Annotated in this window: 15 protein-coding genes; all 15 read right to left on the bottom strand. The window is 43.1% G+C overall.

What is annotated here, in order from left to right; all coding sequences use genetic code 11:
- Window positions 1-4: 4 nt before the first annotated feature.
- The 15 genes from O9316_RS02400 to O9316_RS02330 all read right to left on the bottom strand — a co-directional run bounded on the left by O9316_RS02400 (window position 5) and on the right by O9316_RS02330 (window position 17,500).
- Window positions 5-2,410, bottom strand: coding sequence for a polysaccharide biosynthesis tyrosine autokinase (locus O9316_RS02400; protein WP_298203751.1), 2,406 nt, complete (start codon window positions 2,408-2,410; stop codon window positions 5-7).
- 7 nt (window positions 2,411-2,417) lie between these two features.
- Entirely contained in the window at window positions 2,418-3,173 is a 756-nt protein-coding gene (locus O9316_RS02395) for a polysaccharide biosynthesis/export family protein (protein ID WP_298203752.1), read from the bottom strand.
- 46 nt (window positions 3,174-3,219) lie between these two features.
- Window positions 3,220-5,103: a nucleoside-diphosphate sugar epimerase/dehydratase gene (locus tag O9316_RS02390; protein WP_298203753.1), complete on the bottom strand. Its 1,884-nt coding sequence runs from the start codon at window positions 5,101-5,103 to the stop codon at window positions 3,220-3,222.
- 144 nt (window positions 5,104-5,247) lie between these two features.
- The gene (locus tag O9316_RS02385) at window positions 5,248-6,381 is read right to left on the bottom strand and encodes an aminotransferase class I/II-fold pyridoxal phosphate-dependent enzyme (RefSeq protein ID WP_298203754.1); all 1,134 of its coding nucleotides are present in this window, start codon (window positions 6,379-6,381) and stop codon (window positions 5,248-5,250) included.
- Complete coding sequence (locus O9316_RS02380; protein WP_298203755.1) at window positions 6,374-6,994, bottom strand: acetyltransferase; 621 nt, start codon at window positions 6,992-6,994, stop codon at window positions 6,374-6,376. Before O9316_RS02380 ends, O9316_RS02385 begins: the two co-directional genes overlap by 8 nt.
- Window positions 6,984-7,595: a sugar transferase gene (locus O9316_RS02375; protein ID WP_298203756.1), complete on the bottom strand. Its 612-nt coding sequence runs from the start codon at window positions 7,593-7,595 to the stop codon at window positions 6,984-6,986. The genes O9316_RS02380 and O9316_RS02375 overlap by 11 nt, the downstream gene beginning before the upstream one ends.
- Complete coding sequence (locus O9316_RS02370) at window positions 7,588-8,739, bottom strand: glycosyltransferase family 4 protein (protein ID WP_298203757.1); 1,152 nt, start codon at window positions 8,737-8,739, stop codon at window positions 7,588-7,590. The genes O9316_RS02375 and O9316_RS02370 overlap by 8 nt, the downstream gene beginning before the upstream one ends.
- The gene (locus O9316_RS02365; RefSeq protein WP_298203758.1) at window positions 8,736-9,818 is read right to left on the bottom strand and encodes a glycosyltransferase; all 1,083 of its coding nucleotides are present in this window, start codon (window positions 9,816-9,818) and stop codon (window positions 8,736-8,738) included. The genes O9316_RS02370 and O9316_RS02365 overlap by 4 nt, the downstream gene beginning before the upstream one ends.
- 2 nt (window positions 9,819-9,820) lie before the next feature.
- On the bottom strand, window positions 9,821-10,705 hold the full coding sequence (locus O9316_RS02360; RefSeq protein WP_298203759.1) for a glycosyltransferase family A protein: 885 nt from the start codon (window positions 10,703-10,705) through the stop codon (window positions 9,821-9,823).
- A complete protein-coding gene (locus tag O9316_RS02355) occupies window positions 10,705-11,769 on the bottom strand; it encodes a glycosyltransferase family 2 protein (protein WP_298203760.1) in 1,065 nt (354 codons plus the stop codon). The genes O9316_RS02360 and O9316_RS02355 overlap by 1 nt, the downstream gene beginning before the upstream one ends.
- A 43-nt stretch (window positions 11,770-11,812) precedes the next feature.
- The gene (locus O9316_RS02350; protein WP_298203761.1) at window positions 11,813-12,904 is read right to left on the bottom strand and encodes an EpsG family protein; all 1,092 of its coding nucleotides are present in this window, start codon (window positions 12,902-12,904) and stop codon (window positions 11,813-11,815) included.
- A gap of 13 nt (window positions 12,905-12,917) precedes the next feature.
- The gene (locus O9316_RS02345; RefSeq protein WP_298203762.1) at window positions 12,918-14,024 is read right to left on the bottom strand and encodes a glycosyltransferase; all 1,107 of its coding nucleotides are present in this window, start codon (window positions 14,022-14,024) and stop codon (window positions 12,918-12,920) included.
- 1 nt (window position 14,025) lies between these two features.
- Entirely contained in the window at window positions 14,026-15,147 is a 1,122-nt protein-coding gene (locus O9316_RS02340) for a glycosyltransferase family 4 protein (RefSeq protein WP_298203763.1), read from the bottom strand.
- Window positions 15,144-16,307 (bottom strand): glycoside hydrolase family 88 protein, encoded by a 1,164-nt coding sequence (locus O9316_RS02335; protein WP_298203764.1) that lies wholly within the window; start codon window positions 16,305-16,307, stop codon window positions 15,144-15,146. The genes O9316_RS02340 and O9316_RS02335 overlap by 4 nt, the downstream gene beginning before the upstream one ends.
- Entirely contained in the window at window positions 16,304-17,500 is a 1,197-nt protein-coding gene (locus O9316_RS02330) for a glycosyltransferase (RefSeq protein WP_298346935.1), read from the bottom strand. Before O9316_RS02330 ends, O9316_RS02335 begins: the two co-directional genes overlap by 4 nt.

Below are 17,500 nucleotides of genomic sequence, written 5' to 3'. Positions count from 1 at the left end.
CTACTTATTTCTTAAAAAAGCGGAGTATCCTATCCGTGAGGGTGAGTTTCTTTTCTTCTACACCATAACCGTACCCATAGCCGTACCCATAGCCATAGCCATAGCCGTACCCATAGCCATACCCATAGCCGTAAGAACGTTGAATATCGGTATCATTCAACACTACAGCCATGTTAGGCAACTTACGCTCTTTGTATAGGTTTTCCACAAAACGCAACATGCGCTTGTCCAAATAATTGGCACGCATCACATAGATAAAAGCATCGGCATTGTGCGAAATCAAGAAGGTATCGGTAACCACACTTACGGGAGCAGTATCCACAATAATGTAATCAAATTCTGCTTTCAATTCATCAAAAAGGCGATTGACTTTATCATTCATCAAAAGTTCTACCGGATTGGGCGGAATAACCCCAGAGGGAAGGGCGTAAAAATTTTCATACCCTTTGACTTTAATAATGTAGTCTTGTATCGCTTCGCCCGTTTTGGACAAATAATTGGTAAGTCCCTTGGCAGGAAGATTGATATACGTATCCAATTTTGGATTTCGAATATCCAAGCCGATCACTAAAACTTTTTTCCCAGAAAGAGCGATTGTCGTAGCTAAATTAATGGCAATAAACGTCTTCCCTTCTTTAGGAATGGAGGAAGTGACAAAAATTGTTTTACAGCGACCGGGCTGCACTTCGGACAGCACAAATTCTAAATTCGTCCGAATCATCCGAACCGCCTCTGCCGAACTAGAGCGACTGTTGGAGTCGATAAGCTCTTCGCTGTTATCCGAACGTGGAATATCGCCCAAGTAAGGAACAGATACTTTTCCTTCGACGTCCATGCGACTTTTAATCTTGGTGTCTAATGCAAAAAGTAAGGTCAAAAATCCAATGGGCAAGGCCAAACCTAACACAAAAGCGATTAAATAAACTAAGGATGATTTAATTGAAATCGGACCCGTGAGATAGGCCGCATCAATAATCTTGGCCTTGGGAGAGGTAACTGCTAAGGATATTTCGGTTTCTTCACGTTTTTGGAGCAAGTATAAGTATAAGGTTTCCTTGATTTTTTGTTGCCGCGCAATTTCATTATAAAAACGCTCATTCGTAGGCACATTGTATACTTTCCCTTCGTAAAGCGCGCGTTGGTTTAATAAATCGTTCTTTTTGATACGCAAATCCCGTTGGTGGCTGATGATACTGCTGATTACACTTTGCTTTAGCTCCTCTAATTCACGCTCAATTTGCTTCACGCGAGGGTTGTTCTCGGTACCACTAATCAAAAAGGTTTTCCGATTTAGTTCTGATTCATTGTATTTTGTAATAAAGGTAACTATCGAGGGAGAAGCAGTAACCACATTGGTGGGGATTAACATTCCCTTTTTGATTTTACGCACTTCTTCCAACAGAAAGTCGCTTACTTTAAGTTCCGTTTCTAAAGAAAGAACCGATCTATTATACTCCGTTTTTGAAGACAAACTCAATCCTGCATCGGCTTCTAGTGTAGTTAACCCGCGTTGTTTTTTAAAAACTTCGGCATCGCCCTCAACGCCCCCCAATTCTTTGGTAATAATTTCAAGACGTCTATTGATAAACTCTTTGGTAAATTCGGCTACTTGATTTCGGTCACGAACGGCATCTTCATTGTATTGTTCAATGAGTCCGTTAATATAATCCAACCCGCGCTCTTGGGTTAAATCGGTAAAACTCAAATTAACGATATTCGTTTTCTCCTGACTCATCACGCCCAAACTAGCGCGTAAGGCATTGGCTTTCGCCTCTACCGAACTTTTGACGATGAGAATATCAGACATCGGCTTGTTGACGGGGAAAGATTTGATTTGAATAAAAAAGGTTCCAACAGGCGAAGGAATCAATTGTCCAAAACGGTATTGTTGGGACTGCGATAAATCCGGTTGGGATAGTTCAAAGGACTTGGAATCCAAGACGCGAACACGCCACGATTGTGAGCGCGTATCATAGGTTTCATTTTTCTTGACAAAGACTATTTTTATGGGAGAATCACGGTACAATTCTTTAGCGACCACGCGCCCTTCACTGAAATAACTAATATCCAAGTCCAGTTTTTTGACGACATTTTGAGAAATCCCACGCGACTTTAAAATAGCAATCTCGTTTTCGATATTGCTTTTCCCGGCAAAAATATTCAAATCACTAAAGGCCGAAAACTCACTGGTTCCCCCTTTTTTTTCATCTTTAATCAAAATGGAAGCATTAGTACCGTAATATACTTCCTTATACCGTAAAAACAGGTAAGATAAAGAGAGACTGATTACTACCGATAATACAAACCATTTCCAATAGATAAGGTAACGAAAGAGAATGTCTTTGATATTAAAATCTTCCGATTTTGTTTCGGTTGTGGTTGTCGTATTTTGTGTAAGGGGTTGTTGCATAGAATCGTTATCGCGTAAAAAGAAATATCATTGTAGTTATAAAACTAATCGTTGAAGCAATGATGGGTAGACTGGGTAACGCCGTGGCGTCAACTTTGGCTTTACGCTCGCGCACATAGACCACATCGTTTTGATCCATATAGAAAAACGGAGAATTCATAAGGTCGGCTTTGGTTAAATCAATGGTGTTAAACGATTTTACCCCTTGATAGTCCCGAATGATAAGCACCTCTTGACGGCGTCCAAAAGGGGAAACATCACCCGATTCGGCGATAACGTCTAGGATAGTTACCCGATTGGTATTAAAACTTTTCACACCAGGCTTTCCTACAGCCCCTAAAACGGTCACTTTAAAATTGAGTATCCGTATATTGATGATGGGATCCACCAAATAGGCTTTCAGTTTCTCGGTCAACATTAAGCGAAGCTGTTCAATTGTATAGCCCGCCACCGATAGTTTCCCTAGGGTTGGAAAATCGATAGTGCCTTCACTATCCACTAAATACCCCGCATTAGGATTGTTAGCAATATTTCCACCGCCCATATTACCCCCAACATTCATATTAAACGGCTCAGAGAGTTCCCGCTGATAGGTCATCACTACAATCGAAATCCGATCGTCTTTTTGAATAATAGGCTCATAATTGGCAGCGGCATTCCCCATATTGTAATCGCCCTGCAAATAATAGTACTTTTTCTTGGAGACACACGACACTTGAGTAAGGGCCAATAGCAACAAAAAAAGTAAGGAAATTTTCTTCATAGTATTCGTAATGAGTTGCAAATATAGCGATTATTCCCAAAGCTACTTAGGGTGAGGTGCTATCCAATTTTTCGTATACCGAATTTAAGCTTTTAAAATCAGGCACCAAAGCCTTCATTTGTGAAACCGTAGCTTCAAAAGCTCCTGTTCGGGCAGTGGTAATCAAAACATCCACCTGTTGACTTACGTACTCAAAATCGGCGCTACTTTCCACGGCTATCATAATCTTTTCGTGGTGGGTAGGCAAGTTTTTGGCCGAATCATTCAACAATTCTTCATACAACTTTTCCCCCGGTCGCAACCCAACGATTTTGATGGCAATGTCTTTTTCGGGAACAAAGCCTGCTAAACGAATCATTTTACGAGCCAAATCAATAATCTTAACGGGTTTCCCCATATCAAAGATAAAAATCTCCCCTCCTTTCCCCATCGATCCCGCCTCCAAGACCAACTGACAAGCCTCAAGAATGGTCATAAAATAGCGAATAATCTCAGGATGGGTAATCGTAATAGGTCCCCCTTCTTGAATTTGCTTTGTGAATAGCGGCACTACCGAACCGTTGGACCCCAATACATTCCCAAAACGAGTGGTAATAAATCGTGTAAATCGGCCACTGTTTTGACGTTGGTGTTTAAAATGTTTCGCTTGAACATACATTTCTGCAATGCGTTTACTGGCGCCCATCACACTACTGGGATTTACCGCTTTATCGGTGGAAACCATCACAAAACGATCCACATGATATTGATTGGATAAATCGGCTACATTGCGGGTGCCCAACACATTGGTAAAGACGGCTTGAGCGGGATTGATTTCCATCAACGGCACATGCTTATAAGCAGCTGCATGGTAGACTACATCGGGGAGATAGGCTTTGAAAACGGTTTCCATAAAAGCATAATCCCTTACGTCGCCCACTACATCAATCAATTCAATTGCCGAATCTTTCCCCGCTATTTCCAAAGAAAGGGAATGCAACGGAGTCTCGGCTTGGTCCAATAGAATAATGCGCTTGGGTTGGAATAAAAACACTTGACGCACAATCTCACTCCCAATCGACCCGGCTGCCCCCGTAACCAATATCGTTTTTTCCTGCAAATACTCCGAAATTAATTGGGTATCCAACGTAATCGGCTTGCGCTCCAACAAATCGTGAATTTCAAAATTCTTAATCTTCTTGGAGATTTCTTTTTGATCGTCCCAATCGGAGACAAGGGGTAACGTATACACCTTAAACCCATATTCAATACACTCATCAACGATAATCGAACGCTCCTCTTTGGTCAACGACCGATCGGCAATAATCAACGCTTCTACGCCTTTGGAACGCAGCAATACAGGAACACTTTTGCGTATTTGAAAAATAGGTAAGTTTAAAATTCGTTTCGTAAAATTTTGATTGTCTTTATCGATAAATCCATACAACTTAAAGCGACCCGGGCGCTCCGAAAGTAAGGCATTGGCTACCGCAATCGCATTGGCATCCGACCCGTAAATGATGGCAGAAATACGATGTTCGTCGGTAGTCGAAGTAAACATTCGATCAAAAATTTGCTTCACGACCAAGCGATAAAAAAACAAAAAACTGAAGGATAAGACCGCATTGATAAAGGCGCCTGTCGTGAGATATACTTTGGAATTGGAAAATACAATCACGATAAAATTGAACACCAAGAGCGCAATGAAAGTAGATAACTGCGAGAAAAATAATTTCAACGCATCAATTAACGAGGAGTGACGAATTATCCCTGAGTAGGTGCGGTATAACCAAAAGAAAAAGACATTAATCAGCAGGTAAAACACCAAGGCAAAGGAGAGCGAATTGTCGGGAACATACGACAAACGGAGCCCTTTAAATAAAAAATAAGTGAGAATACTGGAGAGTAACACAATACACACATCCAATAACAAAATGAGCCATCGCGGCAAATAACCGAGGTTCCGAAAAGAAAACGACGTATTGACATCCGCAAACGTTCTTCGAAATAGGGCAAAATAATTATGTCTATCCTTATCCTCCAATACAACCTAATTATTGAGGTAAAGTTAGGGAATTTTAATTCTTAAAAAAAACTAAAAAGAATTTATTATCCGAGCGATTCGTTCGCAATCGTTATCGGTAAGATTAGAGCCTGAAGGCAAACATAAACCGTCGTCAAATAAACGTGCTGCGACTGTTCCACCATAGTAGGGTGCTGAAGCAAATACAGGTTGCAAATGCATGGGTTTCCATAAGGGGCGACTCTCTATGTTGGCCGCTTCTAGAGCCAGACGCAAATCTTCTCTATTTTTTCCTTGGCATTGCGTAGGATCGACCAGGATCGCAGACAACCAAAAGTTACAAAAATAGTCGGAACTCGGCTCTTGAAAAACCCGAACGCCCTCATGGGATTGAAATAAATCGGTATAAAAATCATGCATCTTACGACGCAAGGCGATATGGGTATCCAAAACTTCCATCTGTCCCCGACCAATCCCCGCACATATATTACTCAAGCGGTAGTTATACCCAATATGGCTATGCTGATAATGGGGTGCAGCATCGCGGGCTTGGGTGGCTAAAAAAACGGCATGGTCTTTTTCAGCCGCCGTACGACAAACCAAAGCACCACCGCCAGAGGTTGTAATTATTTTATTCCCATTAAACGACAATACGCCAAAGTCACCAAATGTTCCACAAAACTGACCCTTATAATGGCTCCCCAACGCCTCAGCACTATCTTCAATCAACGGAATATCGTAGGCACGCGCCAAGGCCACCACGGCCTCCACTTGAAAGGGCATTCCATATAAGTGCACTGCAATGATGGCTTTGGGTTTTTTCCCTTTCGCCATTCGAGCTTTAATGGCGTCTTCCAACGCTTGAGGACAAATATTCCAGGTTTCAGGTTCAGAATCTACAAAAACCGGAGTTGCCCCCAAATACACAATCGGATTGGCCGAAGCCGAAAAGGTCATCGACTGGCAAATGACCTCATCACCCGCCGTGACCCCAGCCATAATCAAGGCCAAGTGCAAGGCGGCCGTACCCGAACTCAAGGCTGCCACGGGATAGTGCCCCCCTAAATACTGCTCTAAATCCGATTCAAAACCACTCACATTCGGTCCCAAGGGCGCCACCCAATTGGTATCAAACGCTTCTTGAACATATTTTTGCTCTGTACCGCCCATGTGGGGCGAGGACAACCATATTTTAGAATTATTCATACGTTTTGTTGTATTTTATTATTTTTCCCGGATTACCAACGACCACAGCGCTATCGGGAACATCGCGAATAATCACTGCCCCGGCCCCAATGGTACACCCTTTACCAATAGTCACCCCTTGAATCACACAGGCCCCAATTCCGACATGTGTCGCTGAACCAATAGTGACATTGCCCGCCAAAGAAACCCCTGGGGATATATGTACAAAGTCGCCCACCACACAATCATGGTCCAAGGTCGCCCCCGTATTGATAATGCTATGCTTCCCCACACGGACATCGGTATTGATGACCACACCGGCCATAACCACACTCCCCTCCCCAAAAGTAGCATGAGGAGAAATTACCGCTTGGGGATGTAAGGCCGTTATAAATGGACCTGCATACCGTTGCGCCAAAGCAGCTCGGATCGCATTGTTCCCAATGGAAAACAGCATCACATAGTTTTCGTTCCAATCGATTTCCTTAGTTGGCACTACCGGAACACCGTGAATGTGGGAAAATTTAGGATTGTCGTCACAAATACAATCGACGACAACTCCTTGGGCTTGGAGAATATCCAACACCACTTTGCCATGCCCACTGGCCCCATACAAAAGCACTTTAGTTTCCATCAAACGGTTCTATTGAAGCGGAATCTGCCGCGTTGATTCCCTCACTGATGAGGACTTTTTTTACAGTCTTGAACAATATTTTGACATCCAAAAAAAAGGATATATGATCTACATACCAAACATCGTAAGCAAACTTCTGGTCCCAAGAGATGGCGTTGCGTCCGTTGACTTGCGCCCATCCGGTAATACCGGGCTTTACTTCGTGCCGACGGTTTTGAAAAGCATCATACAAATGGAGGTAATGCGTAAGCAAGGGTCGGGGTCCTACAAAACTCATGTCGCCTTTCAACACATTCCACAATTGAGGCAACTCATCCAAGGAGGTTTTCCGAACCAAAGCGCCCACGCGAGTTAACCGATCCGCATCGGGCAACAACTTGCCTTCCGCATCTTTTCGGTCGTTCATCGTTTTGAATTTATAAATACGAAATACCGTTCCGTTTTTCCCCGGTCGGGCTTGAATAAAAAACGGTTTGCCTTGATTCACCACGGCTAAACAAAAGGTCACCAATAGCAAAACAGGAAGAGCTATCAACAATCCAAACGCGGCAAACAGCCGATCGAAAAAAGGTTTTACGAGATGTAGGTACGCCTTATGCATTGCGGTCAAAGGTACGATATTCTTCCAAAATGGCTTCCCAAATTACTTGCTGTTCATAACGTTGCGTAATCAAACTGCGGGCCTTCGCTTGCATTTGATGGCGTAAATCTACATCGGTTACCATAGTATACATGGCGTCAAACAATGGTTGCACCGTTTTTACGGGAACAATTAAACCGTTGACCCCGTGTTCAATAATCTCGTTACAGCCATTGATATCGCTTACAATCGAAGGCAAGGCCATCGCGCCAGCTTGCAATACCACATTCGGGAAACCCTCGCGGTAACTCGGAAATACCAAGGCATCCGCCAAGGCAAAATAGGGACGGACATCGTTTTGATACCCTGTGGTAAATATATGGGGATGCTGCTCAATTACTTCCAAAGTGGAGGCCTGCAGCGGATCCAATTCCGATTCTAAAGGACCTACCAACAACAACTGACAGGCAATCCCTTTTTTATGCAACGCTTCAAACGCGGCAACCAACTCTTGAATCCCTTTGTCGGCTACAAGGCGCCCCACAAAAACAAACACAAAAGCCGAGGATAAACCAAGCGTTTCCCGCAACGCAGCAAGCGATTCAGAAGAAAAATGATGTTTAGAAAAATAAGCGGTCGCAATTCCATTGGAACTCCCCGCCCCAATCACGCTCAATTTTTGATCAGGAGCCAAACGCTCTTGGACCATAATGCGACACAAGGCCTTGGAATTAGGATACACCTTCGTCGCACAAAACCCCGTTAATCGCTCTACCGCATTCAAAATTAAACGCTTTATCCCCCGAGCCTCCAACAACGGCAAACCTGCCACCGTATGCAACCGATGGGGAACACCGGCCAAGCGAGCCGCCAACATGCCCACCAAACCCGCTTTGGGGGTATGGGTATGAACGATAAAGGGTTTTTCATTTCGAAAGAAACGATACAATTGATACACCGCTTTCACATCGTGAAAAGGCGTTATTTTTCGGGTCATCGTAACGGGATGGTAACGTACCCCTTCCCGCTCGGCAACACGCTTCAAATAAGCAGCCTCCGACGACACCGCCACCACCTCATAATGCGAGGCCATATAGCGGAGTTGTCCCTCCAAAAGTTTGTCCAACGAAAGCGGTACGGTAGTAATACGAATGAGCTTTTTCATAACAAATGTTGGTATAAAGCCAGATAACGATCAACCATAAGCGTACTATCAAATTGCGCGGCACGGGTTAAACACTGGGCAACAATAGCTTCTCGATACGAAACATCCCCAAGCAATCGCTGTATTTTTTGTGCCAAATCATTGGCATCGCCATAGGTAAAAAGGACACCTGCTCCTGCTACCGAATCGCGAATTCCAGGCACATCCGACGCAACAAAGGGTTTCCCAGAGGCCATTCCTTCGATAGCGGCTAATGATAATCCTTCATATTTCGAACTCAATACGATGATATCGGCCGATTGCAACAATTGGGGAATGTCGGTACGAACTCCCAAAAAATGAACACGAGAAGCGACACCGCATTGCACAGCATGAGCCGCCGCTGCCGCACGTTCAGGGCCCTCCCCCACCAATAGCAAATGTACCGAAGAGTCCAAAGCCACCATCGCTGAAATAAGGGTTATAGGATCTTTGGGAGGATAAAAACGAGCCACATGAAGCAGCACCCGTGCGTCTTCGGGAAGTCCCAAATCGGCTTTGGTGTAGGGCTTGGCTTGACGCAATGCGCTACCATCAATACCGTTGGGAATGACTTGAATCCGGTCGTTGGCCCATTGCAAATGCGCTTGTAAATTGGTTTTCACCAAAGGGGTTATGGCTACGACACAACGGTAGCGTGCATAGAGCCAACGGTCAACGCATCGAAATAACCATCGGTCGCGCCGTTTGTTGTGCGTACTATGTTCGGTATACACCATAGGGGGAAAAGTACCGGGTAAAAACGTTGCTAAAGCCGCCCAATACAAAGCAGGAAATAAATGCACATGAATCCCATCATAGGATTGAAGAGAGGATCGAAGGGCAAACAACAACTTCGGATGGTATACGGAAGAACGGCCCAAATCAATGATCTTACCCGTACTAATGGCTTGTAAATGGGCAAGAAAAGGCGTTTCTGTGCCATTCAACAACAAAAGATCAACAGTAATCCCGCGTTGTTGAAGCGCTACGACCATATCGACGACTAATTTCTCGGCGCCTCCCGTTCCTAATCCGTTGATGACTTGAAGAATGCGCATGATTATCGGGTTTTAAAACGGATGTAGGCATGTAAAGCCAATCCCGGTAGGAATGCCAAAAGCGTCAACACAGGCCGTGGACTCCTAGTGAGAAGTGAAAAATCACCTGAAAAAAAAGCAGAGGAAACCAAGTGCATGGCTTGTTTAAAATGATTTACGAACGTATCGGGATAGCGTAAACGGAGTAGTCGAGCGTATCCAAAGCCTCGGGGACTCACCTTGTATTGCTTCAAAATCGTATTCGAAGATCCATCGGGCTGGTAGTCGACCACACACAAAACCGCTGGGGTATACAAAAAAGTATAGTGCTGATCGATTTGCAGGTAAAGCGTTCCCAAAGGAACCAATTTTTCACCGGGATAGATCGGATACGATGGAAACTGGCGCACTACTGCTGTTTTCAGCACCACTTTTTTATCCCCAGTAACCCCTTTTCGATACAAATCATTCAACGTCCCACGCTCCCATTGCGCTGGAATAGCGGTTCCGATAAGCTTCCCTTGAGGATCACAATCCAATCCAATCATCCCCGCACAATCCGACGCTTCGAGTTGGGGAAGATGGGCCAAAATTTGTGCTATAGCATCATCGGGCATGTAATCATCCGAATCAATACACACATTGTAGGGTGTTTCGATGTGAGCATAGGCAGTATTATGAGCCCCATGCATCCCTTGGTTGGTTTGATAAAGATAGGTAATGGGAATTTTTTGCGCGGCGATCCATCCCGCCACTAAATCCTTTGTGGTATCCGACGATCCATCATCCACAATAAGCCAACAAAAATCGGTGGCCGTTTGCCGCAACAAACTTTCGTAAAGCTGTCCCAAGCAGTAAGCGCGATTAAACGTAGGCGTAAAAACTGTAATACCTTTTGTATTAAACATTATTTTAGACAATTTGAAACAGTTCTAATTAAAGACTTTCTAAATTTCTCTTTTTTATAAACAACAGCCTGAATTTCTAACATAGTGTCAATGTCCTGACGTTGTAATGCCTTAACAAAATTATCGTTTTTAAAATTTTCTAGATTTCGACTATATTCAATCACATCATAAATTTCTGGTCGACTAAATAATTCATTTAAAGATGTATTTATAAAAACTGGATCGTTTCTTTTATATTCAATCATCATTTTTACAAATGATTTAATATAATTTACCATTTCAATAATAATCCATTTATTATATTCTGGTTTGTTATATTCAACAATCATTTTTTTCTTTAAATTAAACATGCTAAGAGCAGACTCAATAATTTTTTCATTAAGCTTTGTAGTCATACCACCAAATCGATAAAAATATATCGGCGAGTCAATAAAATGGATTATATTGGCCTTGGGAAAAACCTGAATATTATAATTCAAATCCTCGCCCAAATCAAATCCACCGATTGTAATTTCAATTTTATCAATAAATGATTTCTTGTAAAGTTTAGCCCACATTGAAATTGAAAATCTATTAACACCAAAAAATCCGATAAAATAATCCCTGATAAAACTTTGACTATCAAGAATTAAATCGTTAGGGATATTATAAGGAGAGGCTTTTTGAAAGACTCCGTATCTATCCATTACACGAAAATATTTAGCAATAACAATATCAGCTTTTGAACTATCCGCGGCAATAATCATTTTTTCTAATGCCGTTTTATGTAACCAATCATCAGAATCAACATGCGTTATGTATTCACCTTTTGAATGAAGTATTCCAACCCTTCTTGTTTTTTCTAAACCTTCATTTGCTTTGTTAATTATGATAATTCGATTGTCTTTTTCTTCGAATTTTTCACAAATCTCTAAAGACATATCAGGCGAACCATCAATTATTAGCAACAACTCGAAATTTTTATACGTTTGATTTAATATTGATTTTATACATTTAGCTAAATACTTTTCAGTATTATAGATGGGTACAATTACGCTAATTCTTGGGTTATTAAAGTTTTTCATTTATTTTAAATTGCTGAAAATTAAAACTATTCTCAAATAAACTTCATATTATGTTCAACAAATATCCAAATAAAAAATAGAACAAAATCACGCATGCAACCACTGAGTTTTGATTTTTAAAAAACTTATATTTTATTAAAGGAAAGATTAAAATGATACCCATTAAAAACCAAGACAAATAGGCAAATCGATTGGAATAGTTGGCACGTATAATCAAAATCCAAAAGCCATTAGCAAACAAATAAAGGGCTGTGAGTTGTTGAAATATAACATCTTGAATTTTTTGTTTAAAAATAAAATAGGCCCCAGAAATGACCGGTAAGGCACTAAATAGCAAAAAGTCCCAACGAAATCCTACTTTTAATTCTACACCCTCATTTAACTCGTTCACATCACCTAAATAAATCGAAAGTTTCTGATCGTCGACAAAGCCTACACTTAAAAAGAAACTTTCCAAAACACTTCCCAATACTAAGGATAAAGGAATACAAAACAACCAAAACAAAAAATACAATTTCACATTTTTAACCAATGTAAAAGCCAGGTATCCCATCAAAGGCAATAACATCGACTTGTGAAACAACAAGGCAATTAAAAACCAGAGCGCTTTCTTTACTATAGTTTTTTGTGAAAGTGCCAAAATAAAAATCGATCCTGCAATCCCATTACGAATCCCATTAACCCCATACGACCAGAACGAAAACGAAAACACCAACATCAAAAAGGCATAGCCCCAATAATCTAAAAAAATACGTTTACTAGCATAATACAATGGGGTAATATACAGCGCGGTACAAGTAAAAAAGAAAAGTTCAGGAGACTTAAATTTTGCTAAAATCTCCATCAAATTCTGGAACAAAAATTCAACCTCACCCTTTGGAGGATTACCTCGCATTAAATTTACAAACTCTGCATTATATACCATCATGTCTCCAAACCGGTAGTTGACAGGACGTAAACCCATGTGCAACAGCACCAACGCAAAGACAAGAAAAGCCATCCCTGATATAAACTTTCGATTGGATGTAAGGGCTAAATCACGGGTAAAACAATTGAAAATCACAAGAATACAAATCACCAAAGTAAAATGGTAAAACAGGTCGGTGTATATCGGTAACGGAACAAGTGTATTCAAGAAATTTCTTTTTTTATTCGATTAAGGCTTGCCAAGAAGCCATGACAATGGGCAATTCAAAACGGCTACTATGCTGGTAGGCGCGCGCTCCCATAGCCTGCCGTTCTTGGGCATTAGCAATCACAAAAGTAATATTTTTAAGCATAGCAGCACTATCGCCATCGGGCGCCAACAATCCATCGGCTGCATGAGTAACTATATGACGTGGCCCAGTGGGAGCATCGTAAGTCAAAATCGGCAAACCAACACTCAACGCTTCCAACAAAACCATAGGAAAACACTCGGTCCATGACGTCATTAGATAAAAGGAGTAATCCAACAAAACAGGTTGCAAACTCGGTACAGGGGTTTTAAAAAATACATGCTGCTCCAACTGATGGTGTTGAATCAACTGACGTAACTGGGCTATATAGTCGGGTTCCCCTTCTCCATAAATATCCAATTGCCACTCCGGATGCTTCACTACAACGTCACGCCACAGAGCAATCATGCGCTCAAAGCCTTTCACCGGGGCAATACGACCCGCAGCTACAGCCTTTGTAGCCGTAAGTGCGGCTTGTTGAGGGAAACGCGCCATGGGGTTGGGAATCACAACCGTTTGTGCTTGGGGATAAAACGCTACTTCATCCGGATTCAACACCACAACTTGGGTATATTTCGATTCAAAATAGCCGTAAAATCGATCCCATAAACGACGAAAAACAGCGGCTTTTTGGCGATTTTGATGATAATAAAAACGGGAAGAATGGTATTCTTTAAAGGTTTTCACCCGTGGAGGCACGCACAATGGGGTCCAGAAAAAATCAAAAGCATAATTACAAACTACCACTACATCGGGAGTGAGATTTTGCATGACTTTACGCCAACGGCGATAATGTGAAAACACCCGAAAAATATTAACCGGATGAAAATACGATTGGTGACGCACATAATTGACCCCCAAATCAACGAGGCTAATCGAAGGGTCTAAGGGATAACATGGCGCTTTACCCATTTGCTCGGTGGTAAGAATCGAAACCGAATACCCCAAATCACGGGCAAAATAATTAGCCTTGAGTGCCATCACTTTTTCAATGCCTCCGTGTTTATAAATTTGATCTGTCGTAAAAAGCACCTTCATTTTATCCTTTTTTGTGAAAATTTCTAGCGCCAACTACGGTTTCAAATAAGGCAATCCATTGCTGCCCCACGGTCTCCATAGCATAGTTTGTAACATCGGCTCGCGCGGTTGTTCCCCAAGACTCACGTAAAGAAGCATCGGCCATCAATCGAGCCATGCCTTGCGCCAAGGCAGCTACATCGCCCGAGGGAATGACCAAACCCGTGGTTTCGTGTTGCACCAAATCGCCAGGTCCATGCGGACAATCAAAAGTAACACAGGGCAGTCCATGCGCCATGGCCTCAATCAACACCATACCAAATCCTTCGTAGCGGGAAGACATCACATAAAGAGAAGCCTTTTGATACTGCGCACTTATATTTTTTTGAGGAGGAAAAAAATGTACCGAAGCATCCACTTGCAAAGTTTTCGCCAGCGATTCCAACCCTTGATTTGGGTCCAATTTGCCATAGACTTCCAAACGCCAATCGGGAAAATCAGCGGCAATTTGGGCCCAAGCCTGCACCAATAAATCATACCCTTTTTGATACGATTGCTTCCCTACCGCCAAGACGACCTTTTCCCGTTGCGCCGCGACCGACTCAGGATAAAAGGGCAACGGGTTGGGAATTACGGTCAAATTTGACAGAGGCCATTCCTTACGATTACTGGATGTCAACACCACAAAACGATCAAAACGTGTCGCCAAACAAGTGATGAGTCGGGCTTGAACACCCTTTACAATTCGGGGTAACAGTCCTTTTTGTGTGCCTATAAATACCGTGCGAGAAACATGACGTTCATAGATAAGCGGCGCATACTTTTTTAAGAATAACGGTAAAAAAAATGCTTTAAGACCATCATCACACACCAAAATGAGTTGGGGTTGAATGGCTTTCACTGTAGCAACCAAACCTTTGGAATAGGCACGCCAATAAGCAAATGGATTTCCACCTACAGCAATCGAATGAAAAATAATCTTCGGACTGAAGGAAAAAAACGGCTGTTGATAAGCCCCATTGAGCACTAAAACATGTACTTCATAGCCTTTCGTATCAGCCAACCACGAGGCTTTCAACGAAAGGACCCGCTCAAGTCCGCCCGAACCGTCAATACCGTTGGTGATGTAAAGAATGCGCATCATGTTAACTGTAACGGAATACGCAACGCAAACCCTTGTGTAAAGGGCAATACCTCAAAGGTTTGGGCATACACCCCGATGCCTTTGGTATCCCCTTGTGAAAAATCAATGGCCCCGTCACGACGGGTCACTTTTTGTAAATAGCGACGGGACAATGCAGCTGCTTTTGCGGTCGCCTCCGTTTGTAAGGAAGAGGGCAAATGTGTGAGCGTCCACCCCATGACCGCAGTAATGGAAGAATCTTTTCGGGCTTTCGCGTCAAAAAGCAACCAGTTCCAACTCCCATCGGCCTGCTGAAAAGGTAACGCTGCTTCCACTAAAGCACGCAACGCCTTTTCGAGTTCTTGCTTTCGCGCATGTCCTTCGGGTAAAGCATGGTATAATTCCACTAAACCATAGCTATACCAACCCAATCCACGACCCCAACCAAAGAGTCCCACCGGAATTTTGGTGGCCACATGATAGGTATGGCAAGGTATGCCCCCGCCCGGCATCATCCCATATTGGTAGAACAATCCCCATTGGTCAAGCGCTAAAGTAAGCGCTTTTTCATCGTTAAACTTTTGGGCGTAAAGGGCCAAAAATGGACAGATAAATCCAATCGTATCGACAAAACGATACCCCCGCATATGCGCCTTATAGGCAATGGTACCATCATCTCCTTGCAGCGAATACAATAACGCCAACGACTCTTGAAAGGCAGGCTGATAGCGTGTGACATCCATCCACGGGATACGAATCACCGCATGAGACAACATAATCCAATCCGATTCTTGCGGAGGATTCTTCCAAGTGCCATGGGCCGTAAACAACCCCGCTACAAAACGGGTAAGTTCGGCTTGCAATGCCTTGTCGTGGGTACGCTCGGCCACATCGGTCAACCCAATCAACAAGGAGGCTTTTTGCCAAACTTGTATCGTCGAACGCGAATAATTGCCCCGAAGCATATCCCACAAAATCAAACGACTCTGATCGGTCAATTTGGCCGTGGGGGTATGGTATAACCAACGTAAGGCGCGTTTTTTTACCGCTTCTTGCCATTGTTGGGCATCGTGTAAGCGTCCAATTTTGATACGACTTTGCCACACATACCCATGGTGAAACGCATCGACCGCGAGAAAAACCATCGCAATAGCGAGGAATATACAAAAAAGAAGCATCATAGGGTAGCGTTTTCTATCCAGTGGTACAATTTAGTAAGTTCTTCTTTTCCCACCGAAGCTTCCTGCCGAAGGTTTTCCGTAAGTTGTGAACGTAACGCAGCATCGTCCAACAATTGCGCTAGGGTTGCAGCGACCGCCTCAGCAGACATATCCACGATGAGTCCGTTGACCCGATGGGTAATTTGATCGCGCGCCGAGGGATAATTAGTAACCACAATAGGTTTGCCTAAAACTTTGGCCTCGTCTATGGCAATAGACTTGCCTTCATAACGCGAAGGTTGGGCATAAACCGTAGCCTTTTGCAAATAGGGATAGGGATTAGCCCGTAACCCCAAAAGGATAAAAACCTGTTCCAAACCTTGGGCTTTAATTTTTTCTTCGAGCATAGGGCGATCGGGACCTTCTCCGATAATATACCACCGAAAGCGATACCCTTTGGCGACCAATAGAGCACAACTATCAATGGCCTGATCAAATGCTTTTTGCGATTGTAAGCGTCCAATACTTACTACCGTAAGGCCATCGAAATCCTCCGTTATGGGGGCTTCCGCCAAACGTTGAATCATCGATTTTGAAATCATATTGTATTTCAAATGAATGCGTGAGGCAAGATCGGGAAAGGTTTCTTTTAAAATGTGTACACACGATTCCGAAATCGAAGCCAAGACCTGCAATTGCGCAAAATAGGGTCGATCTAATCCCGCACGGAGTTGTAAATGCTGGTAATCGTTATGGATAAACCCAATCTTCACCGGTGCCTCAACCTTATCTACAATGTAATAAATGGGCGTTTTTTGCAAATAAGCAATGGCGGCATCGTAGGGTTCGTCCAACGCTGGAATGACCGGAGCGATACACGGCCAAGTCAATTGCTCCCGCACCGTGGCGGGATACGATCCGCGCAAAGCGTTCTTCATGCGCAAACGTGCCCACAAAGGAGCAAAATCAAAGTGAGTCAACGCATGGCGCAACACTTGGGTGATGGGCATGTCAAAAAAACGAAAGGCTTTGGGTGCGGGGAGCAAGCGCACGGCATCGGGGACTTGATCCAAAAACAAACCCGTAGGCGAAAACAACAACAAATCAACGTCATAGCGCGCATAATCCCATTCGTGAAGTAAAGAGACTAAGGCTTTTTCAGCGCCACCGGCCGATAAATTATTGATCACAAACAATACTCTCTTTTTCCGCAT

The organism is Flavobacterium sp., from assembly GCF_027533505.1.
Taxonomy (GTDB): Bacteria; Bacteroidota; Bacteroidia; order Flavobacteriales; family Flavobacteriaceae; genus Flavobacterium.
Note: the sequence above shows the minus strand (reverse complement) of the source record. Positions and strands in the feature narration are given on the sequence as shown.

Bases quoted from the DNA above. Each gene is read 5' to 3' on its own strand.
- O9316_RS02400 (WP_298203751.1), bottom strand. From the start codon at position 2,410: ATGCAACAACCCCTTACACAAAATACGACAACCACAACCGAAACAAAA.
- O9316_RS02395 (WP_298203752.1), bottom strand. From the start codon at position 3,173: ATGAAGAAAATTTCCTTACTTTTTTTGTTGCTATTGGCCCTTACTCAA.
- O9316_RS02385 (WP_298203754.1), bottom strand. From the start codon at position 6,381: ATGAATAATTCTAAAATATGGTTGTCCTCGCCCCACATGGGCGGTACA.
- O9316_RS02380 (WP_298203755.1), bottom strand. From the start codon at position 6,994: ATGGAAACTAAAGTGCTTTTGTATGGGGCCAGTGGGCATGGCAAAGTG.
- O9316_RS02375 (WP_298203756.1), bottom strand. From the start codon at position 7,595: ATGCATAAGGCGTACCTACATCTCGTAAAACCTTTTTTCGATCGGCTG.
- O9316_RS02370 (WP_298203757.1), bottom strand. From the start codon at position 8,739: ATGAAAAAGCTCATTCGTATTACTACCGTACCGCTTTCGTTGGACAAA.
- O9316_RS02365 (WP_298203758.1), bottom strand. From the start codon at position 9,818: ATGCGCATTCTTCAAGTCATCAACGGATTAGGAACGGGAGGCGCCGAG.
- O9316_RS02360 (WP_298203759.1), bottom strand. From the start codon at position 10,705: ATGTTTAATACAAAAGGTATTACAGTTTTTACGCCTACGTTTAATCGC.
- O9316_RS02355 (WP_298203760.1), bottom strand. From the start codon at position 11,769: ATGAAAAACTTTAATAACCCAAGAATTAGCGTAATTGTACCCATCTAT.
- O9316_RS02345 (WP_298203762.1), bottom strand. From the start codon at position 14,024: ATGAAGGTGCTTTTTACGACAGATCAAATTTATAAACACGGAGGCATT.
- O9316_RS02340 (WP_298203763.1), bottom strand. From the start codon at position 15,147: ATGATGCGCATTCTTTACATCACCAACGGTATTGACGGTTCGGGCGGA.
- O9316_RS02335 (WP_298203764.1), bottom strand. From the start codon at position 16,307: ATGATGCTTCTTTTTTGTATATTCCTCGCTATTGCGATGGTTTTTCTC.
- O9316_RS02330 (WP_298346935.1), bottom strand. From the start codon at position 17,500: ATGCGGAAAAAGAGAGTATTGTTTGTGATCAATAATTTATCGGCCGGT.